We start from the raw sequence: 23,987 nt of genomic DNA, 5'->3' as shown, positions 1-23,987 counted from the left end.
AATATTTTTCCTGATGAAAACGTCAAGAATAAACAAAAAAAGAGTGAAGCTTTTTATTAATTCGCCAAATTACTTAGCGCGCTATGTGTCCATCTTAAATCGGGATAATTTTAAGTCAATTAACTAAAAATGAAATGAGTTTGTACTTAGGATTAATCTGATAGAAACTTGCTAAAATATACTCATTCGGGGGTAATCCGAAGGTTTACCCCTGCCCGTATTTCTCTAAAAGTGCTTCAGCAATCGCCATGGTTTCAACATCTGCAACGCCACTCCATAACTGCGGACGGAAATGCATCTGGAAAACCATGATGATGCGTTTTTGCTGTTCGGGCGTACTGTTTTCTGGCACCTCGTAACCGTAGCGCGCCAGCAAATCGAGCAGTGCTGCGGTATCAACCTGCTGATAATGCGGTCGCCCGTTGATATAAAAATTCACGCGCCCCGGATCGGGCCAGGCTCCGATACCCTGCTGCGCCAGTTCGCGCCACGGAAACAGCGGGCCAGGATCGTCTTTACGCTGCGGGGCGATATCCGAGTGTGCCACCACGTTCTGCGGTTTAATGTCGTAGCGGGCGATGATGTCTCTGGCAAGCGGGATCAGCGCCGCAATTTGCCCCGGTTCGAAGGGGGTAAAGGTTTTCACGTCACCGGTTTTCCGCCAGCCGCGGTTTTCCAGCTCAATGCCGACGGAGGTATCATTTATGCGGTTGGTGCCACGCCAGAAGCTGATGCCCGCATGCCAGGCCAGTTCGCTCTCAGGGACCAGCTGCCAGATACGCGGTTTGCCCTGCGGAGCTGGCGGCTTTGCGGGGATGAGATAGTGAGAGCTGACGTTTTTATCGGTCAGGGTCGCAAGCGAGGTGTCGAAATCATCGGCGGTGTAGTGAATAACCAGCACCTTTATACGCGGGTAGGCCGCCTGCGCCTGATGGCGCGTATCCAGCTCGTACGCGCCTTTATCAACAATGCCCTCTTCCGAGGCGCATCCTGCCAGCAACATCGCCAGCAGGAGGGTTGAGAGCGAACGCTTCATCGACGGGTTTTCACCGCCGTGCCGCTTACGCTCACCATCAGCATGCTGGCATCTTTTCCGACCGTTTCGTAGTCGATATCAATGCCCACCACCGCATCCGCGCCCAGCGCTTTGGCCTGCTCGCCCAGCTCCTTAAACGCAATCTCGCGCGCTTTACGCAGCTCTTTCTCGTACGCGCCGGAGCGTCCGCCGACGATATCCCGAATGCCGGCAAAAAAGTCGCGGAAAATGTTGGCGCCCAGAATCGCCTCACCGGTGACCACGCCGCAGTACTCGGTAATCGGTTGACCTTCCAGGGTTGGCGTTGTTGAAAATTGCATACTTTCTCTCCTTCTTTAGCGTTCAATGCGTTAGCGACAGCATTATCGGTTCGTTACGCTATGATTGAAAGGATAGTTAATAAATAAGGAAATCAACATGCGCTACTCTGCTTTAACGCTTTTAGTGCCATGCGCGCTGGTGCTCAGCGCCTGCACAACGCCGGTCACGCCAGCCTTTAAGGATATCGGAACCCGCAGCGGCCCTTGTATTGAGGGTGGCCCGGATGCCGTGGCGCAACAATTTTATGATTACCGTATTCAGCATCGCGGTAATGACCTGACCGCCCTGCGCCCGTACCTGAGCGATAATCTGGCGAAACTGCTCACCGACGCTTCGCGCGATCCGCAGCATAACGCCCTGCTGTCATCCGATCCGTTCTCCAGCCGCGCCACGCTCCCGGACAGCGCCGACGTCGCCAGCGCGTCCACCATACCGAATACCGACGCACGCAATATTCCCCTGCGCGTGAAGCTCACCCAGGGGACGCAAACCTGGCAGGATGAGGTGCTGATGATCCGTGAAGGCCAGTGCTGGGCAATAGACGATGTGCGCTACATTGGCGGCAGCGTTCATGCCCCGGCGGGCACCCTTCGCCAGTCGATTGAGAACCGCTAACGCATCCGTTCAATAAACGTTAACCCCGTAAAATGTCCGGCATTTCCTGCGGAATGCCGACATTTATACTCGCCCCCCATTCCCGTCGCTATTTTGTGCTATGTTTAAGAGTAAATACGGGTTATATTTAACTTTTAACGCAGAAATATTGCATAACTATTCTGTCAACGGTACTATCTGCGGCCTCAATTGCTATAGATTGCCTGGATGAGTAAAGACTGCCCCGATGAGTATTAAACTAAACGGCATTAACTGCTTCTACGGCGCACACCAGGCGCTGTTCGACATTACGCTGAGTTGCCCGGAGGGCGAAACGCTGGTTTTGCTCGGCCCAAGCGGCGCGGGAAAAAGCTCTCTTCTGCGTGTCCTTAATCTGCTTGAAATGCCCCGTTCAGGTACGCTGGCGATCGCCGGTAACCATTTCGATTTCGCCAAAACGCCTTCTGATAAAGCGATCCGCGAACTGCGTCAAAACGTCGGCATGGTATTCCAGCAATACAATCTTTGGCCTCACCTTACGGTGGTGCAGAACCTTATTGAAGCGCCGTGCCGCGTGCTTGGCTTAAGCAAAGACCAGGCGATGGCGCGTGCCGAAAAGCTGCTGGAGCGTCTGCGCCTTAAGCCGTACAGCGATCGTTATCCGCTGCACCTTTCCGGCGGTCAGCAGCAGCGCGTGGCCATTGCCCGTGCGCTGATGATGGAGCCAGCCGTGCTGCTGTTTGATGAGCCTACCGCCGCGCTGGACCCGGAAATTACCGCCCAGATCGTCAGCATTATTCGTGAACTGGCGGAAACCAATATTACGCAGGTCATCGTTACCCATGAAGTGGAAGTGGCGCGCAAAACCGCCAGCCGCGTGGTGTACATGGAAAACGGGTATATCGTTGAGCAAGGTGATGCGAGTTGTTTCACTCAACCGCAAACCGACGCCTTCAAAAACTACTTATCACACTGATGTGTTAGGGAAAAAGATAATGAAAAAAGTATTGATTGCCGCGCTGCTCGCTAGCGTCAGCCTTTCCGCTACCGCAGCTCAGACCATTCGTTTCGCCACTGAAGCGTCTTATCCTCCGTTTGAATCCATTGATGCCAACAATAAGATTGTCGGCTTTGATGTGGACCTGGCTAACGCCCTGTGTAAAGAGATTGATGCGACCTGTACCTTCAGCAACCAGGCCTTCGACAGCCTGATCCCAAGCCTGAAGTTCCGTCGTATCGACGCCGTAATGGCGGGCATGGACATCACCCCTGAGCGTGAAAAACAGGTTCTGTTCACCACCCCTTACTATGACAACTCTGCGCTGTTCATCGGTCAGAAAGGGAAATACGCCTCTGTTGATCTGCTGAAAGGCAAGAAAGTGGGCGTGCAGAACGGCACGACGCACCAGAAATTCATCATGGATAAGCATCCGGAAATCACCACCGTGCCGTATGACAGCTACCAGAATGCGAAGCTGGACCTGCAAAACGGTCGTATCGATGCGGTGTTCGGGGACACGGCTGTTGTGACTGAATGGCTGAAAGCGAACGACAAGCTGGCCGCCGTGGGTGACAAGGTGACCGATAAAGACTACTTCGGTACAGGTCTGGGTATTGCCGTACGTCAGGGCAATACCGAGTTGCAGCAGAAATTCAACGCTGCGCTGGAAAAAGTGAAGAAAGACGGCACCTACGAAACCATCTACAAAAAATGGTTCCAGAAGTAATTCCTGATGAATGAAATTTTTCCTTTAGCAAGCGCCGCCGGGATGACCGTCGGCCTTGCCGTTTGTGCACTGATTATCGGCCTCGTACTGGCGATGTTCTTTGCGGTGTGGGAGTCCGTTAAGTGGCGCCCTGTCGCATGGCTCGGTTCAGCGCTGGTGACTGTGCTGCGTGGACTGCCGGAAATTCTGGTGGTCCTGTTTATCTATTTCGGCTCCTCACAGCTGCTGTTAACGCTGTCGGACGGCTTCACGATTAATCTCGGCTTTGCGCAGATCCCGGTGCAGATGCAGATTGAGAACTTCGACGTCAGCCCGTTCCTGTGCGGCGTGATTGCGCTCTCCCTGCTCTATTCGGCCTATGCGTCACAAACGCTGCGCGGCGCGCTGAAAGCGGTACCGCAGGGTCAATGGGAATCCGGCCAGGCGCTGGGTCTGTCGAAAGCGGCGATCTTCTTCCGCCTGGTGATGCCGCAGATGTGGCGTCATGCCCTGCCAGGGCTGGGTAACCAGTGGCTGGTACTGCTGAAAGATACCGCGCTGGTGAGCCTGATCAGCGTGAACGATTTGATGTTGCAAACCAAAAGTATCGCCACCCGTACGCAGGAGCCGTTTACCTGGTACATCGTCGCGGCGGCTATCTACCTGGTGATCACGTTGCTGAGCCAGTACGTTCTGAAGCGTATTGATCTGCGCGCAACGCGTTTTGAACGGAGACCAGGCTGATGCTGGATTATTTACCCGAACTGATGAAAGGGCTGCACACCAGCCTGACGCTGACCGTCGCGTCTATCATCGTGGCGCTGATCCTGGCGCTGATCTTCACCATCGTCCTGACGCTGAAAACGCCGGTGCTGGTGTGGATTGTACGTGGCTACATTACGCTCTTTACCGGAACGCCGCTGCTGGTGCAGATCTTCCTGATTTACTACGGCCCGGGCCAGTTCCCGTCGTTACAGGAATATCCGGTTATCTGGCATCTGCTCTCTGAGCCATGGCTCTGCGCCCTGATTGCCCTCTCCCTGAACAGCGCGGCCTATACCACGCAGCTGTTCTACGGTGCCATTCGCGCGATCCCGGAAGGCCAGTGGCAGTCCTGCGGGGCGCTGGGCATGAGCAAGAAGGATACGCTGGCGATCCTGCTGCCTTATGCCTTTAAGCGCGCCCTCTCTTCCTATTCCAACGAAGTCGTGCTGGTGTTCAAAAGTACCTCTCTGGCCTACACCATCACCCTGATGGAAGTGATGGGCCACGGACAGCTGCTGTACGGACGCACCTACGACGTGATGGTGTTCGGTGCGGCGGGTCTGGTCTATCTGGTGGTCAACGGTCTGCTGACCCTGATGATGCGTCTTATCGAGCGTAAGGCGCTGGCGTTTGAGCGCAGAAATTAATCGACTTAATGCATAAAGCTGTTTTCGTAGTGCGGGTAACCTGATGGGTTACCCGCATTTTTTTATGCATTAAATAATATTTAATCATATTTATTGCATATAAATTCATTGAGTGGCATTGTACATCCATGCCGCAGACACGGCGCATAATGACAAGATTGACAGACGGGAGCATTACAATGAAAAAGTTAGTTCTGGCCGCATTACTCGCAACCTTCGCCGCTGGCGCATCCGCCGCCGATAAAATCAATTTCGGCGTTTCTGCCACCTATCCGCCGTTTGAATCGCTGGATGCCAGCAACCAGATCGTCGGCTTCGACATCGACCTGGCGAAAGCGCTGTGCAAGCAGATGCAGGCCGACTGCACCTTTACTAACCACGCATTTGACAGCCTGATCCCGTCCCTGAAATTTAAAAAGTACGACGCGGTGATCTCCGGCATGGACATCACGCCAGAGCGCAGCAAGCAGGTCGCGTTCACCGACCCGTACTACGCGAACTCTGCGGTGGTGATTGCGAAGAAAGGGGCTTATAAATCTTTCGACGAGCTGAAAGGCAAGCGCATCGGCATGGAGAACGGCACCACACACCAGAAATACCTCCAGGACAAGCATCCTGAAGTGAAAACCGTGGCCTACGACAGCTACCAGAACGCCATTATCGACCTGAAAAATGGCCGTATTGATGGCGTATTTGGCGACACCGCGGTCGTGAATGAGTGGCTGAAAACCAACCCGCAGCTGGGTACAGCGACGGAGAAAGTGACCGATCCGCAGTATTTCGGCACTGGCCTCGGTATTGCCGTGCGTCCGGATAACAAGGCTCTGCTTGAGAAACTGAACGGCGCGCTGAAAGCGATCAAAGCTGACGGCACATACCAGAAAATCAGCGAGCAGTGGTTCCCGCAATAACCTTTTTTGCCGGGTGACCTGGCCTACGGGGGTGGTCTGTAGGCCAGGTCACCCGGCAATTTCTTAAAGCGGCACAAAGAACCTGAACCGTGCCCCGCTCACGGACTCCATCAGCCTGATCCCCCCGCCGTGCAGCTCCAGCATTCTTTTCACGATTAACAGCCCTAACCCGCCCCGGTGCTCCCGCGAGGCCTGTGGATTTAACGCTGACGGACGCTGGAACAGATCGTCCCGTAATGCGGCATCAACACCCGTTCCGCTGTCGGCCACTTCAACCTGTAACCGGTCGTTCTCCTGCCACACCGCCAGACGAATGTCTCCACCTGCTGGGGTATGGCGTATCGCATTATCCAGCAGATTCGTCACCACCCGTTCAATCATGGAAACATCGGCCAACACCTGCGGCAGCGGACCCGGGACGTCAATGTGCAGATTTAACTCACGCGTGCGGGCAGCGAGTTCAAACTTTTGCGCCACGTCGGAAATCAGTTCAGCCATGGCAAAACGCTCGCGCTGGGGCTTGATGCCGCCGTGCTCAAGACGCGCCAGCTCGAACAGCTGCTGCGACAGATGGCGTACCTTTTGCCCCTGACGCAGCGCGGTAGCGAGGTACTGCTGATGCTCCTGCGGCGACAGCGTTGCGGATTTCAGCGACAGCGTTTCCAGATAACCCAGCAGCGACGTCAGCGGGGTGCGTAAGTCGTGCGAAATGTTGGCGATAAACTCCCGGCGCTGGCGGTCGCTGTCGGCCAGCCGATCCCACTGAGAGGTGATTTTGCGCGCCAGCTCGATAAAGGTATTGCGCAGGATCGCCACTTCATCCTGGCCGGCAGGCTCAAGCGGCTGGGCCGCCAGCTGCTTAATCGCGCTGATGCTGTCCTGCTCCAGCCCGGCCACGTCCAGCGTGAGCTCTTTAACCGGGCGCGTCACCCAGTACCAGAGCAGCAACCCCGCCAGCAGACCAAACAGCGCCACCAGCAGCATCGACCACAGCGCCGTACTCCAGAGCGCTTTGTGCCAGGCCATCTCCGCCAGCGCGTTGGACTCCTCCCCCTGCAAAATAATGTACAGATACCCCTTCAGCTCACCGTCCTGCCGCAGCGGGGTGGCGCTGAAGACTTTCTTATTCTGGCTTCGGGGATCGTCGCCAAACACCGGCATCACCGTCCCGCTGAGGAAATTCTGTATCGGCACGAGGTCAATTTTTTGCCGCTGAATGTGCCCCGGCGGGGCGGCATCGGCCAGGATATCGCCATCTGGCGAGACAACATACAGCTCGACGCTCGGATTAAAGGTCATCAGCCGGTCGAACAGCGGTTTTAAGGCGCTGCGATCCACCCTGCCCTGCGCATCCAGAATCGCTTCCCGCTGCACAATCTGCTGCGCCAGCCCACCGGAGAGCCGCTGCACCATCGCATTGCCGTACTGCATGCTACTGTAGAGCTGCACCGCACAGGCGACGGTGGCGCAGAGCAGCAGTAACGCCGTAAACAGCAGCGTCAGGCGCTGGCTCAGGCTAAAGCGACGCATCATGATTCTGCTCCGCAAATTTGTAGCCTTTGCCCCAGACGGTGCGAACGATCTCCGGCTCGGCGGCATCTTTCTCTATTTTAATGCGCAGGCGGTTAATGTGGGTATTGACGGTGTGTTCGTAGCCTTCGTGCTGATACCCCCATACCTGCTCCAGCAGTGCCAGCCGCGAAAAGACCTCTCCGGGATGGCGGGCAAAGAAATAGAGCAGTTCAAATTCGCGCGGGGTGAGATCGACGTGTTGACCGTTAAGGCGCACGGTGCGCGCCAGCGGATCGATAGTCAGTCCGTGCGCCTGAATAATGCCGTCCGTCTGCGCCTGGCCCATCGCCTGCTGACGGCGAAACAGCGCCTTAATGCGGGCAATCAGCTCCTGCACCGAGAAAGGTTTTGCCAGATAATCATCCGCCCCTGTTTCCAGGCCAGTAATACGGTCAGTTTCACTGCTGCGGGCGCTAATGATGATAATGGGCAGGTAGCGGGTCATCTGGCGGATACGGCGGCAAATCTCCAGACCATCAACATTCGGCAGCATCAGATCGAGGATCACCGCGTCCCACGGCTGTGTTTCAAGACGCTGTAAGGCGTTGCCCCCGTCGGGCTCGTGGGTAATGGCATAGCCTTCATCTTCCAGGTTAAGACGCAGGAGTGCCGCGATATCGTGGTCATCTTCTACCAGCAGGATCTGCTTCATGGGTAAGCCTTCAATCATTTGTTATGACGTAAGCTTACCTGATTTCGAGCGGGGGAAGAGTTCACATTTTGTTGAACATTGTGCGGGGTTTATGCCGGGTGGCGGCTTCGCCTTACCCGGCCTGCGCTTTGGTTAACAACGTCAACACTTCATAATGGGCGGTATGGGGGAACATATCGAAAAGCTGAACGCGCGCAATGCGGTAGCCCGGCAGGCTGGCGATATCCTTCGCCATGGTCTGCGCGTTACAGCTGGAGTAGACAATGTACTCCGGCGCCATCTGGCTCAGGTAGTCGCAGAGCGCCTGGCCGATACCCCGGCGCGGTGGGTTCACCAGCACCAGCTCCGGCACGTTGCCCTGTCCGGTGGCGAACCGGGTCGAGTCTAGCGCCTGGAAGTGCAGATTCGTCAGCCCCAGCTCCGCGGCGGACTGCTTCGCGCAGGCAATCGCTTCGGCGGAGATCTCAATTCCGGTGAGCTGCATGTCTGGCGTGGCACAGTGCAGGCCAAAGCCGCCGACGCCGCAGAACAGATCCCACATGTGATGAACCTGTAACGCACGCACCCAGTCGCGCGCGGTGGCATACAGCGCGCTGGCGACGGTGGGGTTAGTCTGAAAGAAGCTTTGCGGACGGATCCACAGCGGCACGCCGTTAAAGCTCTCCGCCAGGGCATACTGTTCGGTGAAGAAAATCTCTTTTTCCCCTTCCATGATCGCCATATGCACCGGCTGAATATTTGCGGTGATAACCTTGAGCTGCGGAAGCTGTTCCTGCAACCCTGGAAGCGCCGCGCGCAGCTGCTCCAGCTTGTTTTCCGAACGCAGCACAAAGCGCAGCATCATCCCGCCGTCGATCTGGCTTTCGGTCAGCAAAAGGTATTTCAGCTCGCCGCGCCTGCGGGCAACGTTATAGGGCGTTAACCCCGCCCGGGCGATAAACGGTTTCAGCGCGCTAAACACCGGCTCAAACGAGGCGGGATATAGCGGGCAGTCGGTTAAATCTTCCGGCGTGCCGTCGCGGTGCAGCATCCCCAGCAGCGGCTTTTCAACGCTGCCGCTGACCACCATTTTGGCTTTATTGCGAAAGCCCTGTTCCGGGCCACTGACGGGTGCGCACCACTCGCCCACCGCATGTGCTGTCAGCAGCTGTTGCAGGTCGGCCATTTTGGCGGTGAGTTGTTGAGAGACCGGCTGTTCTATCCACTGACAGGAGCGGCAGCGTCCGGCGTCATAGAGTGCGCACTGCATATGAAAACCTTAAGAAACACGAGGGCTGCGATTATACACATTATTGCAGGCGGAAGAACCGCCGACTGGAAGCCGGGAGATAAAGCAGGCAGAGCACCAGCATATCCGGCAGTTTTTGCATCACCAGTGAATGGAAAATCTCGCGTCGCGACTCACCGGGTATGCTGAACAGCTCCGGATAGCCATAGCCCAGCGAGGCGGCCCACAGGTAGCCTGCGGCGGTGATCTGCGTAAGCAGATACACCCAGCGCGCCCAGTTACGTCCTTTCACCAGCGAGAACGCACAGTAGATCTCAATAAACACCAGCATCAGGCTGCTGAGAAACACCAGCGTCAGATTCCACGTCTGCGCGCTGCGGTGAATAAATTCCCCCATTCCGCGCGGACCCAGCGTGTTCATTATCATCAGCACATCCAGGCAGCGGATCATAATAATGGCGAGCGCCGCCACCTGCACCAGTGCAGGGACGTTCGGACGAGCGTGCGAATGACGTGTTTTTTGTAAGAATCCCAATGTTTTTACTTCCCTGAAAAACAGTGCCGCGTCATACGCGGCACATCACTGGAAATAGTAATTCCTTCAGCCGCGTCTTGCACGCTGGATATCGCGCACACGCTGTTTTTCCGCGCGCGCCATCAAATACCAGGCGATAAATCCGACAATTCCGACCACGCCAAGGATGATGGACGCCAGGGCGTTGATCTCCGGATTCACCCCCATCCGCACGCTGGAGAAGACCAGCATCGGCAGCGTCGTCGCGCCCGGCCCCGACACAAAGCTGGCGATAACCAGATCGTCGAGCGAGAGCGTGAACGCCAGCAGCCAGCCGGAGATCACCGCCGGCATAATCATCGGCAGCGTGATGATGAAAAAGACCTTCAGCGGCGTTGCGCCGAGATCCATCGCCGCCTCTTCAATGGAGCGATCCAGCTCGCGCAGCCGCGAGGAGATCACCACCGCCACATACGCCGTACAGAAGGTGACATGTGCCAGCCAGATGGTGAGCATCCCGCGATCCGCTGGCCAGCCGATGGCGTGCGCCAGCGCGACAAACAGCAGCAGTAGCGACAGGCCGGTGATGACGTCCGGCATAACCAGCGGGGCGGTGATCATAAACGCGAAACCATTCGCCCCGCGGAAACGGCCAAAGCGCACCATCACCAGCGCGGCAATCGTGCCCAGCACGCAGGCCATCGTCGCCGCCAGCGCCGCAATGGTCAGGCTCAGCCCCACCGCGCTCATCATCGCATCATCGTGGAACAGCTCGCTGTACCAGCGCGTGGACCAGCCCGCCCAGACGGTGACCAGCTTAGAGCTGTTGAACGAGTAGATCACCAGCATCAGCATTGGCGCATACAGGAAGGTAAAGCCGATCATCAGGATCGCAATTCGCCACGGGGAGCGTACTACCGGTAAGTTGTTCATCCGTGGTCTCCCATCTGTTTCTGCTGATGTTTGTGGAACCACATGATCGGCACGATCAGCAGCAGTAACATGACGATCGCCACCGCCGAGGCCACCGGCCAGTCGCGGTTATTGAAGAACTCCTGCCACAGCACGCGGCCAATCATGATGCTGTCCGGGCCGCCGAGCAGTTCCGGGATCACAAACTCCCCGACCGCCGGGATAAATACCAGCATCGATCCGGCGATGATCCCGCCTTTGGTGAGCGGCACAATGACGCTGAAGAAAGTCTTCAACGGGCGTGCGCCGAGATCCAGCGAGGCTTCCACCAGCGAGTAATCGATTCGCGTCAGCGCCGTATAGATCGGCAGCACCATAAACGGCAGATAGGCATAGACAATCCCGATATACACCGCAAGGTTGGTGTGCAGGATCGTCAGCGGCTGGTCGATGACCCCAAGCCACAGCAGGAAGTTATTCAATATGCCGTTATTCTTCAGGATCCCCATCCACGCGTACACGCGGATCAGGAACGACGTCCACGACGGTAAAATGACCAACAGCAGTAAAATATTTCGCGTCGACGGCTTGCTGTGCGCCACTGCCCACGCCAGCGGGTAGCCCATCAACAAGCAGCAAATCGTAGAAATAGCCGCAACCTGTAACGACTGCAAATAGGCTTCGAAATAGAGCGGATCGTCGGTCAGTTGCAGGAAATTACCGAGGTTTAAGGTCAGCGTCAGCTGCCCGTCGGCCCACTCCCACAGATCGGTATACGGTGGGATCGCCCGCGCCATCTCCGCCAGGCTGATCTTAAAGACGATCAGGAACGGCAGCAGAAACAGCAGGATCAGCCAGATATAGGGCATGGCGATGACCAGCTTGCGGCCATGCGCCATCTGCATGCGCGCCAGCCAGAGCGCGAAACCGCCCGGTTTTTTGACGCGGGCTGGTGGTTCAAATGTGCTCATGGCCGCTCCTTATACCGTCAGGACTACGCAACTGTCCGCATCCCAGCAGAGGCTCACTTCGTCGCCCCAGGTTGGCTGTCCCTTGCGATACCGGTGTTCGTTCTGTAACTGGGCGCTGAGCATCTGGCCGCTTTTCAGGCGCACATGGTAAATCGACAGATCGCCGAGATAGGCAATGTGCACCACTTCGCCCACGGCAAAGTTATAGCCATCGGCGGGCGGCTCATCGCAAAGCATGATTTTTTCCGGGCGCAGGGCAACGTAAACCGGCACGTTGTCCACCACGGAGTTATCAGAATCAACCTTCAGCGGGTGCACCAGCCCCGGCGATTCAATCACCAGACCGTCGTCCTGGCGTTCCTTCAGTAGCCCTTCGAAGACGTTCACCGAGCCGATGAACTCCGCGCTGTAGCGGGTTGTCGGGTGTTCATAGATCTCTTCCGGCTCGCCGATCTGCACGAACTTACCGCGATTCATGATCGCAATGCGCCCGGCCATGGTCATCGCCTCTTCCTGGTCATGAGTCACCATCACGCAGGTCACCCCCACGCGCTCGAGGATATCCACCACTTCCAGCTGCATCCGGTCGCGCAGCTTTTTATCCAGCGCGCCCATCGGCTCGTCGAGCAGTAATAATTTTGGACGCTTCGCCAGACTTCTTGCCAGCGCCACGCGCTGACGCTGGCCGCCGGAAAGCTGATGCGGCTTACGCTTCGCAAACTCCTGCATATGCACCAGGCTCAGCATCTCTGCCACGCGCGCGGTGATTTCGGCTTTCGGCAGTTTGTCCTGCTTCAGGCCGAAGGCGATGTTCTGCTCAACGGTCATGTGCGGGAACAGGGCATAGGACTGGAACATCATGTTTATGGGCCGCTGGTACGGCGGCACGCTGGAGAGGTCTACCCCATCCAGCACGATCTGCCCGGCGGTAGGCTGTTCAAAGCCTGCCAGCATACGCAGCAGTGTGGATTTGCCGCAGCCCGATGCGCCGAGCAAAGCAAAAATTTCACCTTTGTAGATCGTCAGGCTGACATCGTCCACGGCATGCTGGCCGTCGAAGGATTTGGTGAGGTTACGAATTTCAAGAAGCGGGGTCAGCGCTTTACGGACTTTCGCCTGCGGGCGGGGGATCGCGTCATTCACGGGGTGTTCTCCGGCATAGATCAACACTGGTGCAAACGCACCGTCAGGGTGCGCATCGCCGGGCGGCGCTAACGCTTGCCCGGCCTACGGGATCTGTCGGCCCGGTAAGCAACAGCGCCACCGGGCAACGATATCAAACGCCGTTACTTACCGCTTTTCACCTTGGTCCACGCGCGGGTACGCACACGGTCAATTTTTGGTTCCTGCACTTTCAGGGTGAACAGCTTGGCAAACACATCGGCTGGCGGGTAGATCGCCGGATTATTGCGGATATCTTCGCTCACCAGCGGCACGGAGGCCTTGTTACCGTTGGCGTAGTAGACATGGTCGCTGATGTGGGCAATCACGTCCGGACGCATCAGGTAGTTGAGGAACTGATACGCTTCCTCTTTATTTTTCGCATCAGCCGGCATCGCGAAGACGTCGAAGAACGCCAGCGCCCCCTCCTTCGGAATGAAGTAGGAAACATTCACGCCGTTTTTCGCCTCTTTCGCGCGGTTCGCCGCCTGCCAGACGTCGCCCGCCCAGCCGATGGCCACGCAGATATCCCCGTTAGCCAGGTCATTGATGTACTGAGAGGAGTGGAAGTAGCGAATATTCGGACGCAGCTTCAGGAGCAGGTCAGTCGCCGGACCGGTGTAGTCGTCAGCCTTGCTGCTGTTTGGATCTTTGCCGAGATAGTTAAGCACGGTGGCGAAAATCTCTTCCGGCGCATCAAGGAAAGAGACGCCGCAGCTTTTCAGCTTCTCGAGGTTTTCCGGCTTCAGCACCACGTCCCAGCTGTCCAGCTTGACGTCCGGGCCCAGCGCCGCTTTGACTTTATCCACGTTATAGCCAATACCGGTGGTCGCCCACAGGTAAGGCATCGCGTATTTATTCTCCGGATCGTGCTTCGCCACCAGCTTCAGCACGTCCGGATCGAGGTTTTTCCAGTTTGGTAATTTGCTCTTGTCCAGCGGCTGGAAGACACCGGCGGTCAGCTGACGCTCCAGGAAGCTTGCCGACGGCACCACCAGATCGAAACCGGTGCTGCCCGCCATCAGTTTGCCTTCCAGCACTTCGTTGGAATCGAATACGTCGTAGACAACCTTAATGCCGGTCTCTTTTTCAAAATTCGCGACGGTGTCCGGCGCAATATAGTCAGACCAGTTATAGACGTGCAGCGTTTTTTGTTCCGCAGCGAGCGTGCCGGCAGAGACGGCCATCAGAGCACCCGCAACCAGACCCGATAACCATTTTTTATTCAAGGCGATCATATTGTTATTCCTTCTGAAAGTTCGTTAACAAACGAACCAAATCTGTGCAGCCTGAAGATATGCAATAATCATGCATAGTTTGTCGCTCTGCCCGAAATAAAATACCCCCCTCATTCCGGCAGGTTCCGCTCGCTTTTTTAAGCACCGCAAGAATAACTGTAGCCCGTGTCTCCGGCTATAGCCCAGACGAAAAAACGCCTTTTATCAATTTTTTATGCAGATTATGTCTACGTGATAAGCCGAAACGGCCGCAGAGGAGGTGAAAAACTCTTTAAAGAAAGGTTAAAAGCAGCAGAAAAAACGGTGTTATGCAGCCGCTCTGGCAGCGACTGCGCAAAAGTCAGACAGGCTTAGTGGAGAAAATTGGGAGATGCATCATTATTCTCGGCGTCATCTTCCGCGCTATACAGCAGGTGATGTGCGTTGGCTTCCATCATTACCATGGAAATTTGCTCTTCGCTCAGGCGCATAAACCAGGCGAACTGCTTGAAGGAGAGCCCCGCGCCGGAGAATAAAGACTGGCAAACCACCAGCTTTGGCAGATTATCATCCTGTATGTCGAGAAACGCTTTCACCGTCAAAGAACTGGCGTTGATCGCTGACAGATCAGAGGCCAGCGCCAGCAGCGCTGAAGGCTTTACTTCGGCCAGCGCGGAGAAAAGGATCACGTCGTTGATCAGATCGATTTTGGCATCGAAAATGCCGTCGAAATTTTGCATGTGAGGCAGATGCAGCGCCTGGCAGGAGTCGCATTCGAAGAAAGTAATACCGGCATCATCGAGCCATTGACGTAACGTATCCAGTGTAGGTACGACCTGTAAATCCATCGCTGTGCAGCCTCTTAAATAAAAACGTTGTCCAGATTACGCAAAAAGTGCGCGCCGATCCATTTAACCGCCCGTTTTCAGGCAAAATCCCGGCGTAGCATGGCGTTCAATCCATGCGATCATTTTACCTGCAATATCGACGCCTGTGGTTTTTTCCACCCCTTCCAGCCCCGGCGAGGCGTTGACTTCCATCACCAGCGGCCCGCGCCCGGCACGCAGCAGATCGACCCCCGCCACGTCCAGGCCCAGCGTCTGCGCTGCTTTCACAGCAATCTCGCGCTCGCGCTCGCTAATAAGGGCCACCCGCGCGATACCGCCGCGGTGCAGGTTAGAGCGGAAGTCGCCCTCTTTTGCCTGCCGCTCTATGGCGGCCACCACTTCATCGCCCACCACAAAGCAGCGGATGTCGCACCCGTTGGCCTCTTTAATATACTCCTGCACCAGAATATGGGCATTCAGACCGCGAAACGCGTCGATCACGCTTTCCGCCGCCTGACGCGTCTCCGCCAGTACCACCCCAATACCCTGCGTACCTTCCACCAGCTTAATAACCAGCGGCGCACCGCCCACCATGTCGATTAAATCGCTGGTGTCGTCCGGGGAGTGGGCAATCCCGGTGACGGGCAGATCGATCCCCTGGCGCGCCAGCAGTTGCAGCGAGCGCAGCTTATCGCGGGCGCGTGAGATCGCCACGGACTCGTTGAGCGGATAGCTTCCCAGCATTTCAAACTGGCGCAGCGCAGCCGTACCGTAATAGGTGATCTGGGAGCCAATGCGGGGGATCACCGCATCAAAATGCGGGAGTTTGCGGCCTTTGTAATGAATCGACGATGCCGCAGGGTCGATGTTCATATAGCAGGACATCGGATCGAGGATCTCAATCTGATGTCCGCGTTTCGCCGCCGCTTCTCGCAGGCGTTTACATGAATAGAGCGTTCCATCCCGGGACAATATGGCAATTTTCACCCTGCACCTCTCTAAAGACATGGTAAAAGCCTGCCTATCATACACGAGGCGCAGGAGGAATGGACTACCGCGTTGCCCAGCCCTGTTTGTGCAGGTAGTCGAGAATGAACGGGCGGTTCTCTTTGATGATGGTGCGACGAATATGGTCGCTCCAGGTGTCGCGGCGGTTGTTGCTGTCGCGCGTCAGATAGTAGTTCGCCAGCTCTTCATCGTATTGATGCAGAACGTCCTGGTCGACCGGCTGGTAGTGGTTTTCATGCACCAGCATCGCAGCAGGAATGCGCGGTTTCAGATCCGGGTTATCCGCCGGCCAGCCGAGGCACAGACCAAACAGCGGCAGCACGTGTTTCGGCAGCTTCAGCAGTTCCGTCACGCTTTCGATGTTGTTACGCAGCCCGCCAATATAGACGCCGCCAAGCCCCAGCGATTCCGCCGCCGTGAACGCGTTTTGCGCCATCAGCGCCGTATCCACCACGCCCAGCAGCAGCTGTTCCGCCAGCCCCAGCTCGGCCTCGGGGCAGATTTGTAGATGACGGTTAAAATCGGCGCAGAACACCCAGAACTCAGCCGCCTGGGCAACGTGCTTTTGTCCGCCCGTCAGCGTTACCAGCTGCTCACGCATCGCCGGATCGGTGATGCGGATAATGGAGCTGCACTGCAAAAAGCTGGAGCTGGAGGTGCCTCTTGCGCTGTCGATGATCGCTTCCCGCTGCGCCTGGGTAATCGGCTCATCGGTGAAATGGCGAATGGAACGGTGGGAACGAAGCAGGTCAATGGTTGGCGTCATTTTGTCTCTCTTTGTGTTGCGTAAAACGTATGGCAGCCAGTATAGGCAATGATCCACCTGATGTAATTGGCGAAACATAGCCTGACTGTATCAAAGTGACAGGTGAAACCTTCTTTCCATGACGGCAGGTTATCGTGCACTATAGGCGCTATTCGCCGTCAGGCTTGTTTTTTGAGGAGAGAGAAATGTTTGCAGTAATTTTTGGTCGTCCAGGATGCCCTTACTGTGTACGCGCGAAAGAGCTGGCAGAGAAACTGACTGAAGAACGTGATGATTTCAACTTCCGTTACGTGGATATCCACGCGGAAGGCATCACTAAAGCCGATCTGGAAAAAACCGTGGGTAAACCGGTTGAAACCGTGCCGCAGATCTTCCTCGATCAGAAACACATCGGCGGCTGCACCGATTTTGAGGCCTACGCCAAAGAACACCTGGGCCTGTTTGCGGCTCAGTAATGCGAAGACGCCCTCACCCTGAGGGCGTTTTTATTTACGGTGCTTCCGCTGTTGCAGCAGGCTGCGCGTAAATAAGAAACAGAGCGCGCCCAGCGCACACCAGAAAACGCCACTCAGTAGCCACGCCACTTCCTGCCAGACGCTTCTCGACGAGAGAAACAGCACGCGCATCAGAAGCAGGCAGAGCGGGGCCGCAAGCATTGCCCCAATAAGCGGCATCACCACCTCGCCTTTACGCGAGAGAAAACCAGCGACTACCCCCGGCAGGATGAAGAACAACAGGCCCAGCTCGGGATGACCGGACGCTCTGAAGGCGCCTTTCACGTTAAAAGCGAGCGACATGCAAACGACCGTAAACAGCAAAAAACAGCTGATTACGCCAGCCCAGTTTCGTTTAAAGTTCAAACTATCCTCCTGACTTATCTCTATCAAATACAAAAATCGTCCGGTGGACGCCCAGTCAGATAAAGCAATGCGGCAATCCTTGCCAAAGCACGCACAGAAGTCGTGCGATAATAGGTGGCTGTCGGTAGCTATTACGATTAAACTAACCGACTGCTAGTGTTTAGGGTATTTATCAGGAAGCAGGGAGATGCAAAGTGATTCCCTGACTCTGAAAACAGTAGCCCAAATAGTCCTTTCATTCAACAACTTACTGGTAAACAAGAAGTTAGCCTCCGTGAATATAAACGTCGCAGACTTGTTAAATGGGAATTACATCCTGTTATTATTTGTGGTACTGGCGCTGGGCCTTTGTCTGGGTAAATTACGCCTGGGTTCAGTTCAACTTGGTAATTCCATTGGCGTTTTAGTCGTCTCCCTGTTATTAGGTCAACAACATTTCAGTATTAACACGGACGCGCTTAACTTAGGTTTCATGCTGTTTATTTTTTGCGTAGGCGTGGAAGCTGGTCCGAACTTTTTTTCCATTTTCTTCCGAGACGGCAAAAATTACCTGATGCTGGCGCTGGTGATGGTCGGCAGCGCCCTGCTGATTGCGTTAGGGCTGGGCAAACTGTTTGGCTGGGACATCGGCTTAACGGCCGGTATGCTGGCAGGCTCGATGACCTCCACGCCGGTGCTTGTTGGCGCGGGGGATACGCTTCGTCATTCTGGCATGGCAGGCACGCAGCTTTCCTCCGCGCTGGACAACCTGAGTCTGGGCTATGCCCTGACCTATCTGATTGGTCTGGTGAGCCTGATTGTTGGCGCGCGCTATCTGCCAAAACTTCAGCATCAGGATCTCCAGACCAGCGCCCAGACCATCGCCCGCGAGCGCGGCCTGGACACGGACTCCAAACGTAAAGTTTACCTGCCGGTGATCCGCGCCTACCGCGTCGGGCCGGAGCTGGTTGCCTGGACCGACGGGAAAAACCTGCGCGAGCTGGGGATCTACCGTCAGACCGGCTGCTACATCGAACGTATCCGTCGTAACGGCATTCTGGCAAACCCGGACGGTGACGCGGTGCTCCAGATGGGCGATGACATCGCCCTTGTTGGCTACCCGGACGCCCACGCGCGTCTCGATCCGAGCTTCCGCAACGGGAAAGAGGTGTTTGACCGCGACCTGCTGGACATGCGTATCGTCACCGAAGAGATTGTGGTGAAAAACCACAACGCCGTGGGCCGCCGTCTGGCACAGCTGAAGCTGACCGACCACGGTTGTTTCCTCAACCGCGTGATCCGCAGCCAGATTGAAATGCCTATCGACGATAACGTGGTGCTCAATAAAGGCGATGTGTTGCAGGTCAGCGGCGATGCCCGACGGGTTAAAACCGTTGCCGACCGTATCGGCTTTATCTCGATCCACAGCCAGGTGACGGACCTGTTAGCCTTCTGCGCCTTCTTCATTGTCGGCCTGATGATCGGGATGATAACCTTCCAGTTCAGCAACTTTAGCTTCGGCATTGGTAACGCAGCCGGTCTGCTGTTCGCCGGGATCATGCTGGGCTTCCTGCGAGCGAACCATCCCACCTTCGGCTATATCCCTCAGGGGGCGCTGAACATGGTGAAAGAGTTCGGTCTGATGGTCTTTATGGCGGGTGTCGGCTTAAGCGCCGGGAGCGGCATTGGCAACGGCCTGGGCGCGGTCGGCTGGCAAATGTTGGTTTCCGGACTTATCGTCAGCCTGGTACCGGTGGTGATCTGTTTCCTCTTCGGCGCCTACGTGCTGCGCATGAACCGCGCCCTGCTCTTCGGCGCGATGATGGGCGCGCGCACCTGCGCACCTGCGATGGAGATCATCAGCGACACCGCGCGCAGCAATATTCCGGCGCTGGGCTATGCAGGCACGTACGCGATCGCCAACGTGCTGCTGACGCTGGCAGGTACGCTGATCATCATTATCTGGCCAGGACTCGGATAAATCTCAAGTTTGCGTGTGGCACAAAAAATTTTCGTTACGCGCAGAACTTTTTACGCAGGGTGCAGTCATAACTAGTGCCACTGCTTTTCTTTGATGTCCCCAATTTGTGGAGCCCATCAACCCCGCCGTTTTGGTTCAAGGTTGATGGGTTTTTTGTTGCCTGAAGAAATACAAATTTAAGATTCAGGATTGTAGGCCGTGTAAGGCGAAGCCGTCACCCGGTAAGTAGGGTAGTCGAATCGACTCCAGGCAAAAGTTTTGGGCCGGTAACATCATGGTGCCCTTCTGCTAATCGCGTGGCATCTGCTCACGGGCAATTCGCCCCACCATCACCCGGATCTCCTCCCGAGTTAACGGCGACCGATCGGTCACAAAATGCAGCGTCATCCCCTCGATAAACGCATCCAGCGCGCGGGCGGTGGCCGGATCAAACCACTGCTCCAGCGTAGCCTGGCTCATCTTCATCCAGTCCTGCATCACCGTTTTCAGCGCGGCGCTGCGGTGCATAAACGCGTACAGCTGATACATCAGCGCCATATTGTGTGGCGTGGTCACGGCTGAACTGTGGATCAGCGTGGTAATCGCCTCGCACGCCCTCTCGCGCCCCGTAACCCCCGCGAAGAAATCCCGGTACTGCTGAGACATCTGCTGCGTAAACCACGTGAATGCCTCCTCCAGAAGCGACTCCATCCCGTCGAAATAGTAGGTCATCGACCCCAGCGGCACGCCTGCGCAGGTAGCAATTTTGCGGTGCGTGACGGCATGAATACCGTGCTCAGCAATGGTGTCCAGCGTCGCCTGGAGTATCTTCTCGCGGCGGTTAGGGTCGTTCGGTGGTCTGCTCATAAAATCCTCATCCGGTTTATGTACAAATGTACACAAAGTTGCTAGTGTTGTCGCTATTGTTGTACTTCTGGTGCTGATCCCAATGACGCTAACTTCTCCTCGCAAAGCCCTGCATCTGCGCATGTGGGCGCTGTTTATGTTCTTCTTCATCCCTGGGCTGCTGATGGCTTCCTGGGCAACGCGCACCCCGGCAATCCGCGATACGCTATCCGTTTCGACGGCGGAGATGGGGATCGTGCTGTTTGGCCTGTCGATTGGCTCGATGAGCGGCATTCTCTGCTCGGCCTGGCTGGTGAAACGCTTTGGCACGCGCGCGGTGATCCGCACCACCATGTGCTGCGCCGTGGTGGGAATGCTCGGTCTGAGCGTGGCGCTGTGGTTCGCCTCGCCGCTGATGTTTGCCCTTGGCCTGATGGTATTTGGCGGCAGCTTTGGTGCGGCGGAAGTGGCCATTAACGTCGAGGGGGCCTCCGTTGAACAGGCGATGAACAAAACGGTGCTGCCGATGATGCATGGCTTTTACAGCCTCGGCACGCTGGCTGGTGCGGGCGTGGGGATGGCGCTGACGGCGCTGGGCATTGCGGCCAATGTGCACATTTTACTCGCGGCGCTGGTCTGTATTATCCCGATCCTCACCGGCATCAGGGCTATTCCCGCTGGCACAGGACAAAATGCCTCGGACGAACAGAAGTCTGCGGCAAAAGGGTTGCCCTTCTATCGCGATTTCCAGCTGATGCTGATTGGCGTGGTGGTACTGGCGATGGCGTTTGCTGAAGGCTCCGCCAACGACTGGCTACCGTTGCTGATGGTGGACGGGCACGGATTTAGCCCCACCTCCGGCTCGCTGATTTACGCCGGGTTTACGCTCGGCATGACCGTCGGACGCTTTACCGGGGGCTGGTTTATCGACCGTTACAGCCGCGTGGCTGTCGTCCGTGCCAGCGCCCTGCTGGGTGGGCTGGGCATCGCGATGATTATCTTTGTGGATGTGGACTGGATTGCCGGCGTGTCGGTGATCCTGTGGGGACTGGGCGCCTCCCTTGGCTTCCCGCTGACCATTTCCGCTGCCAGCGATACCGGCCCCGACGCGCCGACGCGCGTGAGCGTCGTGGCGACCACGGGCTACCTCGCTTTCCTGGTGGGCCCGCCGCTGCTTGGATTCCTCGGTGAGCACTACGGGTTACGCAGCGCGATGCTGGTGGTATTAGGGTTAGTCATTATTGCCGCCCTGGTGGCGCGAGCGGTGGCAAAACCGGAAGCAGAAACAACGTCAATGGAGAAGGGATATGAGCGTTAAACTGATTGCAGTCGACATGGATGGCTCCTTCCTGAGCGATGCGAAAACCTATAACCGCGCGCGTTTTCTGGCGCAGTACGCGCGCATGAAAGCGCAAGGCATCCGTTTTGTGGTCGCCAGCGGAAACCAGTACTACCAGCTGATCTCATTTTTCCCGGAGATCGCCCATGAAATTGCCTTCGTTGCCGAAAACGGCGGCTGGGTGGTGGATGCGGGCGAAGACGTGTTTAACGGCGAACTGTCGAAAGAGCATTTTCTGACCGTCGCCACCCTGTTAAACGACGTGCCCGGCATAGAGATAATTGCCTGCGGAAAAAACAGCGCCTACACGCTGAAAACGTATAACGACCTCTTCAAAGAGATTGCTGCGAAATACTATCACCGCCTTGAAAGCGTCAGCAGCTTTGACAACCTCAACGATATTTTCTTCAAATTCGGGCTTAACGTCTCTGACGACGAAATTCCGCGCATTCAGGCGCTGCTGCATGAGAAGCTTGGCGACATCATGGTGCCGGTGACCACGGGACACGGCAGTATCGACCTGATTATCCCCGGCGTGCACAAAGCTAACGGCCTGCGGATCCTGCAAGCGCGCTGGGGCATTGAGGACAGTGAAGTGGTGGCCTTTGGCGACAGCGGTAACGACGTGGAGATGCTGCGCCAGGCAGGGTATGGCTTCGCGATGGCCAATGCCAGACCGCATATTAAAGCGGTGGCCCGCTATGAAGCGCCGAACAATAATGACGAAGGGGTGCTGGACGTAATTGATAGGGTGCTGGATGGGAGGGCGCCGTTTAATTGATTCCGTGCGCTCTGGTGCCCTCACCCTAACCCTCTCCCACAGGGAGAGGGGACTGTCCCGAGCTCGCCCACGGGGGAGAGGGAATAAGAATTACGGTTGCAGGGCGTTTCCGACGCGTTTGTCTTTCAGGAATACCACCATCAGGGCAATCCACAGCACGCCGTTGGCGAGGTTAAACAGGCTGAACAGTCCGTTACCGCCGAAAGCATAGGCATGCTTGCTCACCTCAATACCGACGGTGAAAATCAGCATTTGCAGCATCCCCATCGCGGCAGACACCGTGCCTTTACTCATTTCACTGGCGAACAGCGTCAGGCGCACCAGGCCGGCATTCGCCACGCCAATACCAAACGCATAAACGCTCAGCCCCGCCGTCATCCACAGGTACGCATGGGACGAGACTACGGTCGCCACCGCCGCGATAATCAGCCCTGCCGCTATGGGCCAGCCCCCCATAATAATCAGCGAACGTACGGTACGGCGGGACGTCAGACGCGCCAGCACCAGGTTACCGATAATCAGCGCGCCAAAAATCGGCACCTGTAACAGGCCATACTCATAGCTGCTAAGCTGTTCGCCGCTGATGATAATGACCGGCGACTGGGCAATCCACGCCAGCAGCGGTAGGCTGACAAAGCCCGTCGCCAGCGCGCCCGCGACAAAACGACCGTTTTGCAGCACCGCCTTATAGTCACGCCCCAGCTCTTTAAGCGAGAGCTTTTCGCCCAGGCGGGTGGCGGTCTCCGGCATCGCACGGTGCAGCCCAAAGAAAGAGATGGCCGCAAGCGCGGCAAAGAGGACGAACATCCCTTCCCACGGCGCAACGTGGACCCATGCGGCTCCCACCAGCGGCCCCAGAAGCGGCGCAATCAGCGCCACGTTCGCCATCAGCGCGGTTATTTTGATACATACCGCCTCCTCAAACGACTCCTGAATAGCGGCGTAGCCCACGGCGCCAATAAAGCACAGGCTCACGCCCTGAAGGAAACGCAGCAGCGTGAATTGCTCAATGTTCTGCGCCAGCAGCGTGGCGAGACAGGTGACGATAAACCACACCACGCCCGTCAGCATCACCGGGCGGCGGCCAATACGATCCGACAGCGGCCCTAAAAGCCACTGTAAAAACATGCCGCCCGCCAGATAGGCGGTCATGGATGTAGGTACCCACTCAATACCTGCGTTGTACTGCTCAACCACAGCCAGCATGCCTGGCTGGATCATGTCGTTGCCGATGTAGGTAGAGAATTCGTAAAGCACCAGACACAGAGGAAAAAGTAACGCCTGACGACCCAGACGATTACCGGAAGAAGAACGGTTTATCATGCAATCTCTTTAGTATGAAAAAATCGCGATGAGTGTAATGAATTGCCGCTGTCTGAGATAGCATAATCACGTGAAAACACAGAAATAAGGC

26 protein-coding genes are annotated in these 23,987 nt (G+C 56.4%); 10 read left to right on the top strand and 16 right to left on the bottom strand.

Annotated features, from left to right (window positions below; translation table 11 throughout):
• Positions 1–205: 205 nt before the first annotated feature.
• Positions 206–1,036: an N-acetylmuramoyl-L-alanine amidase gene (locus tag LOC22_RS17935; protein WP_015571006.1), complete on the bottom strand. Its 831-nt coding sequence runs from the start codon at positions 1,034–1,036 to the stop codon at positions 206–208.
• A complete protein-coding gene (locus LOC22_RS17930) occupies positions 1,033–1,356 on the bottom strand; it encodes a heavy metal-binding domain-containing protein (protein ID WP_006174327.1) in 324 nt (107 codons plus the stop codon). Before LOC22_RS17930 ends, LOC22_RS17935 begins: the two co-directional genes overlap by 4 nt.
• A 97-nt stretch (positions 1,357–1,453) precedes the next feature.
• Between LOC22_RS17930 and LOC22_RS17925 the strand changes: the two genes are divergently transcribed.
• From LOC22_RS17925 to artJ, 6 genes are all read left to right on the top strand, one after another.
• Positions 1,454–1,972 carry a lipoprotein gene (locus LOC22_RS17925; protein WP_015571007.1) on the top strand — a complete coding sequence of 173 codons (519 nt, stop codon included), beginning with the start codon at positions 1,454–1,456 and terminating at the stop codon, positions 1,970–1,972.
• A gap of 226 nt (positions 1,973–2,198) precedes the next feature.
• Entirely contained in the window at positions 2,199–2,927 is a 729-nt protein-coding gene (gene artP / locus LOC22_RS17920) for an arginine ABC transporter ATP-binding protein ArtP (RefSeq protein ID WP_006174323.1), read from the top strand.
• Between the two features lie 19 nt (positions 2,928–2,946).
• Complete coding sequence (artI, locus tag LOC22_RS17915) at positions 2,947–3,678, top strand: arginine ABC transporter substrate-binding protein ArtI (protein ID WP_006174322.1); 732 nt, start codon at positions 2,947–2,949, stop codon at positions 3,676–3,678.
• Positions 3,679–3,684: 6 nt separating this feature from the next.
• Complete coding sequence (artQ, locus tag LOC22_RS17910) at positions 3,685–4,401, top strand: arginine ABC transporter permease ArtQ (protein WP_003858367.1); 717 nt, start codon at positions 3,685–3,687, stop codon at positions 4,399–4,401.
• On the top strand, positions 4,401–5,069 hold the full coding sequence (artM, locus tag LOC22_RS17905; RefSeq protein ID WP_003858369.1) for an arginine ABC transporter permease ArtM: 669 nt from the start codon (positions 4,401–4,403) through the stop codon (positions 5,067–5,069). Before artQ ends, artM begins: the two co-directional genes overlap by 1 nt.
• Positions 5,070–5,248: 179 nt before the next feature.
• The gene (artJ, locus tag LOC22_RS17900; protein ID WP_015571008.1) at positions 5,249–5,980 is read left to right on the top strand and encodes an arginine ABC transporter substrate-binding protein ArtJ; all 732 of its coding nucleotides are present in this window, start codon (positions 5,249–5,251) and stop codon (positions 5,978–5,980) included.
• 63 nt (positions 5,981–6,043) lie between these two features.
• On the opposite strand, the gene LOC22_RS17895 is transcribed toward artJ, so the two are convergent.
• The 11 genes from LOC22_RS17895 to nfsA all read right to left on the bottom strand — a co-directional run bounded on the left by LOC22_RS17895 (position 6,044) and on the right by nfsA (position 16,808).
• Positions 6,044–7,513 carry a sensor histidine kinase gene (locus tag LOC22_RS17895; protein ID WP_015571009.1) on the bottom strand — a complete coding sequence of 490 codons (1,470 nt, stop codon included), beginning with the start codon at positions 7,511–7,513 and terminating at the stop codon, positions 6,044–6,046.
• Positions 7,497–8,204 (bottom strand): response regulator transcription factor, encoded by a 708-nt coding sequence (locus tag LOC22_RS17890; RefSeq protein WP_022650690.1) that lies wholly within the window; start codon positions 8,202–8,204, stop codon positions 7,497–7,499. The genes LOC22_RS17895 and LOC22_RS17890 overlap by 17 nt, the downstream gene beginning before the upstream one ends.
• Positions 8,205–8,316: 112 nt before the next feature.
• Entirely contained in the window at positions 8,317–9,453 is a 1,137-nt protein-coding gene (gene rlmC / locus LOC22_RS17885) for a 23S rRNA (uracil(747)-C(5))-methyltransferase RlmC (RefSeq protein ID WP_063157868.1), read from the bottom strand.
• A gap of 40 nt (positions 9,454–9,493) precedes the next feature.
• Positions 9,494–9,991 (bottom strand): YbjO family protein, encoded by a 498-nt coding sequence (locus LOC22_RS17880; protein WP_085929694.1) that lies wholly within the window; start codon positions 9,989–9,991, stop codon positions 9,494–9,496.
• 42 nt (positions 9,992–10,033) lie between these two features.
• The gene (gene potI, locus LOC22_RS17875; RefSeq protein WP_032668746.1) at positions 10,034–10,879 is read right to left on the bottom strand and encodes a putrescine ABC transporter permease PotI; all 846 of its coding nucleotides are present in this window, start codon (positions 10,877–10,879) and stop codon (positions 10,034–10,036) included.
• On the bottom strand, positions 10,876–11,829 hold the full coding sequence (potH, locus tag LOC22_RS17870) for a putrescine ABC transporter permease PotH (RefSeq protein ID WP_045142264.1): 954 nt from the start codon (positions 11,827–11,829) through the stop codon (positions 10,876–10,878). Before potH ends, potI begins: the two co-directional genes overlap by 4 nt.
• 9 nt (positions 11,830–11,838) lie before the next feature.
• Entirely contained in the window at positions 11,839–12,972 is a 1,134-nt protein-coding gene (gene potG / locus LOC22_RS17865) for a putrescine ABC transporter ATP-binding subunit PotG (RefSeq protein ID WP_017693732.1), read from the bottom strand.
• Positions 12,973–13,115: 143 nt separating this feature from the next.
• A complete protein-coding gene (gene potF / locus LOC22_RS17860; protein WP_045339540.1) occupies positions 13,116–14,228 on the bottom strand; it encodes a spermidine/putrescine ABC transporter substrate-binding protein PotF in 1,113 nt (370 codons plus the stop codon).
• A 350-nt stretch (positions 14,229–14,578) separates the two neighbouring features.
• Positions 14,579–15,055: a YbjN domain-containing protein gene (locus tag LOC22_RS17855; protein WP_003858385.1), complete on the bottom strand. Its 477-nt coding sequence runs from the start codon at positions 15,053–15,055 to the stop codon at positions 14,579–14,581.
• A 63-nt stretch (positions 15,056–15,118) separates the two neighbouring features.
• Positions 15,119–16,021, bottom strand: a complete 903-nt coding sequence (gene rimK, locus LOC22_RS17850) for a 30S ribosomal protein S6--L-glutamate ligase (protein ID WP_017693733.1) — start codon at positions 16,019–16,021, stop codon at positions 15,119–15,121.
• A 64-nt stretch (positions 16,022–16,085) separates the two neighbouring features.
• Entirely contained in the window at positions 16,086–16,808 is a 723-nt protein-coding gene (nfsA, locus tag LOC22_RS17845) for a nitroreductase NfsA (protein ID WP_015571015.1), read from the bottom strand.
• A 185-nt stretch (positions 16,809–16,993) separates the two neighbouring features.
• Here nfsA and LOC22_RS17840 point away from each other — a divergent pair, with 185 nt between their 5' ends.
• A complete protein-coding gene (locus tag LOC22_RS17840) occupies positions 16,994–17,263 on the top strand; it encodes a GrxA family glutaredoxin (protein WP_006809455.1) in 270 nt (89 codons plus the stop codon).
• A 30-nt stretch (positions 17,264–17,293) separates the two neighbouring features.
• On the opposite strand, the gene LOC22_RS17835 is transcribed toward LOC22_RS17840, so the two are convergent.
• The gene (locus LOC22_RS17835) at positions 17,294–17,668 is read right to left on the bottom strand and encodes an inner membrane protein YbjM (RefSeq protein WP_017384878.1); all 375 of its coding nucleotides are present in this window, start codon (positions 17,666–17,668) and stop codon (positions 17,294–17,296) included.
• A gap of 274 nt (positions 17,669–17,942) precedes the next feature.
• Between LOC22_RS17835 and LOC22_RS17830 the strand changes: the two genes are divergently transcribed.
• Entirely contained in the window at positions 17,943–19,628 is a 1,686-nt protein-coding gene (locus LOC22_RS17830) for an aspartate:alanine antiporter (RefSeq protein WP_026080732.1), read from the top strand.
• 288 nt (positions 19,629–19,916) lie between these two features.
• On the opposite strand, the gene LOC22_RS17825 is transcribed toward LOC22_RS17830, so the two are convergent.
• Entirely contained in the window at positions 19,917–20,474 is a 558-nt protein-coding gene (locus LOC22_RS17825; protein ID WP_032647831.1) for a TetR/AcrR family transcriptional regulator, read from the bottom strand.
• A gap of 82 nt (positions 20,475–20,556) precedes the next feature.
• Here LOC22_RS17825 and LOC22_RS17820 point away from each other — a divergent pair, with 82 nt between their 5' ends.
• Together LOC22_RS17820 and LOC22_RS17815 are read left to right on the top strand one after the other, a co-directional pair.
• Complete coding sequence (locus LOC22_RS17820; RefSeq protein WP_040117426.1) at positions 20,557–21,771, top strand: MFS transporter; 1,215 nt, start codon at positions 20,557–20,559, stop codon at positions 21,769–21,771.
• Positions 21,761–22,573 (top strand): Cof-type HAD-IIB family hydrolase, encoded by an 813-nt coding sequence (locus tag LOC22_RS17815; protein ID WP_045327996.1) that lies wholly within the window; start codon positions 21,761–21,763, stop codon positions 22,571–22,573. Before LOC22_RS17820 ends, LOC22_RS17815 begins: the two co-directional genes overlap by 11 nt.
• A gap of 90 nt (positions 22,574–22,663) precedes the next feature.
• Here the strand turns inward: LOC22_RS17815 and LOC22_RS17810 are convergent, their stop codons facing one another.
• Positions 22,664–23,896, bottom strand: coding sequence for an MFS transporter (locus LOC22_RS17810; RefSeq protein WP_023303359.1), 1,233 nt, complete (start codon positions 23,894–23,896; stop codon positions 22,664–22,666).
• Between the last annotated feature and the right edge of the window lie 91 nt (positions 23,897–23,987).

Source organism: Enterobacter sp. AN-K1 (genome assembly GCF_020971765.1).
GTDB classification, from domain to species: domain Bacteria; phylum Pseudomonadota; class Gammaproteobacteria; order Enterobacterales; family Enterobacteriaceae; genus Enterobacter; species Enterobacter hormaechei_C.
The sequence above is the reverse complement of the archived record's forward strand: the minus strand, read 5'-3'. Positions and strand labels throughout refer to the sequence as shown.

What these genes read in the sequence shown, in the direction of transcription:
- LOC22_RS17840 (WP_006809455.1), top strand. Translation starts at nt 16,994, where the DNA reads ATGTTTGCAGTAATTTTTGGTCGTCCAGGATGCCCTTACTGTGTACGC.
- LOC22_RS17820 (WP_040117426.1), top strand. Translation starts at nt 20,557, where the DNA reads ATGACGCTAACTTCTCCTCGCAAAGCCCTGCATCTGCGCATGTGGGCG.
- LOC22_RS17930 (WP_006174327.1), bottom strand. Translation starts at nt 1,356, where the DNA reads ATGCAATTTTCAACAACGCCAACCCTGGAAGGTCAACCGATTACCGAG.
- artJ (WP_015571008.1), top strand. Translation starts at nt 5,249, where the DNA reads ATGAAAAAGTTAGTTCTGGCCGCATTACTCGCAACCTTCGCCGCTGGC.
- LOC22_RS17855 (WP_003858385.1), bottom strand. Translation starts at nt 15,055, where the DNA reads ATGGATTTACAGGTCGTACCTACACTGGATACGTTACGTCAATGGCTC.
- nfsA (WP_015571015.1), bottom strand. Translation starts at nt 16,808, where the DNA reads ATGACGCCAACCATTGACCTGCTTCGTTCCCACCGTTCCATTCGCCAT.
- potH (WP_045142264.1), bottom strand. Translation starts at nt 11,829, where the DNA reads ATGAGCACATTTGAACCACCAGCCCGCGTCAAAAAACCGGGCGGTTTC.
- LOC22_RS17825 (WP_032647831.1), bottom strand. Translation starts at nt 20,474, where the DNA reads ATGAGCAGACCACCGAACGACCCTAACCGCCGCGAGAAGATACTCCAG.
- LOC22_RS17810 (WP_023303359.1), bottom strand. Translation starts at nt 23,896, where the DNA reads ATGATAAACCGTTCTTCTTCCGGTAATCGTCTGGGTCGTCAGGCGTTA.
- artM (WP_003858369.1), top strand. Translation starts at nt 4,401, where the DNA reads ATGCTGGATTATTTACCCGAACTGATGAAAGGGCTGCACACCAGCCTG.
- artI (WP_006174322.1), top strand. Translation starts at nt 2,947, where the DNA reads ATGAAAAAAGTATTGATTGCCGCGCTGCTCGCTAGCGTCAGCCTTTCC.
- LOC22_RS17815 (WP_045327996.1), top strand. Translation starts at nt 21,761, where the DNA reads ATGAGCGTTAAACTGATTGCAGTCGACATGGATGGCTCCTTCCTGAGC.
- potI (WP_032668746.1), bottom strand. Translation starts at nt 10,879, where the DNA reads ATGAACAACTTACCGGTAGTACGCTCCCCGTGGCGAATTGCGATCCTG.
- rlmC (WP_063157868.1), bottom strand. Translation starts at nt 9,453, where the DNA reads ATGCAGTGCGCACTCTATGACGCCGGACGCTGCCGCTCCTGTCAGTGG.
- LOC22_RS17895 (WP_015571009.1), bottom strand. Translation starts at nt 7,513, where the DNA reads ATGATGCGTCGCTTTAGCCTGAGCCAGCGCCTGACGCTGCTGTTTACG.
- potF (WP_045339540.1), bottom strand. Translation starts at nt 14,228, where the DNA reads ATGATCGCCTTGAATAAAAAATGGTTATCGGGTCTGGTTGCGGGTGCT.
- LOC22_RS17925 (WP_015571007.1), top strand. Translation starts at nt 1,454, where the DNA reads ATGCGCTACTCTGCTTTAACGCTTTTAGTGCCATGCGCGCTGGTGCTC.
- artQ (WP_003858367.1), top strand. Translation starts at nt 3,685, where the DNA reads ATGAATGAAATTTTTCCTTTAGCAAGCGCCGCCGGGATGACCGTCGGC.
- artP (WP_006174323.1), top strand. Translation starts at nt 2,199, where the DNA reads ATGAGTATTAAACTAAACGGCATTAACTGCTTCTACGGCGCACACCAG.
- LOC22_RS17890 (WP_022650690.1), bottom strand. Translation starts at nt 8,204, where the DNA reads ATGAAGCAGATCCTGCTGGTAGAAGATGACCACGATATCGCGGCACTC.
- LOC22_RS17935 (WP_015571006.1), bottom strand. Translation starts at nt 1,036, where the DNA reads ATGAAGCGTTCGCTCTCAACCCTCCTGCTGGCGATGTTGCTGGCAGGA.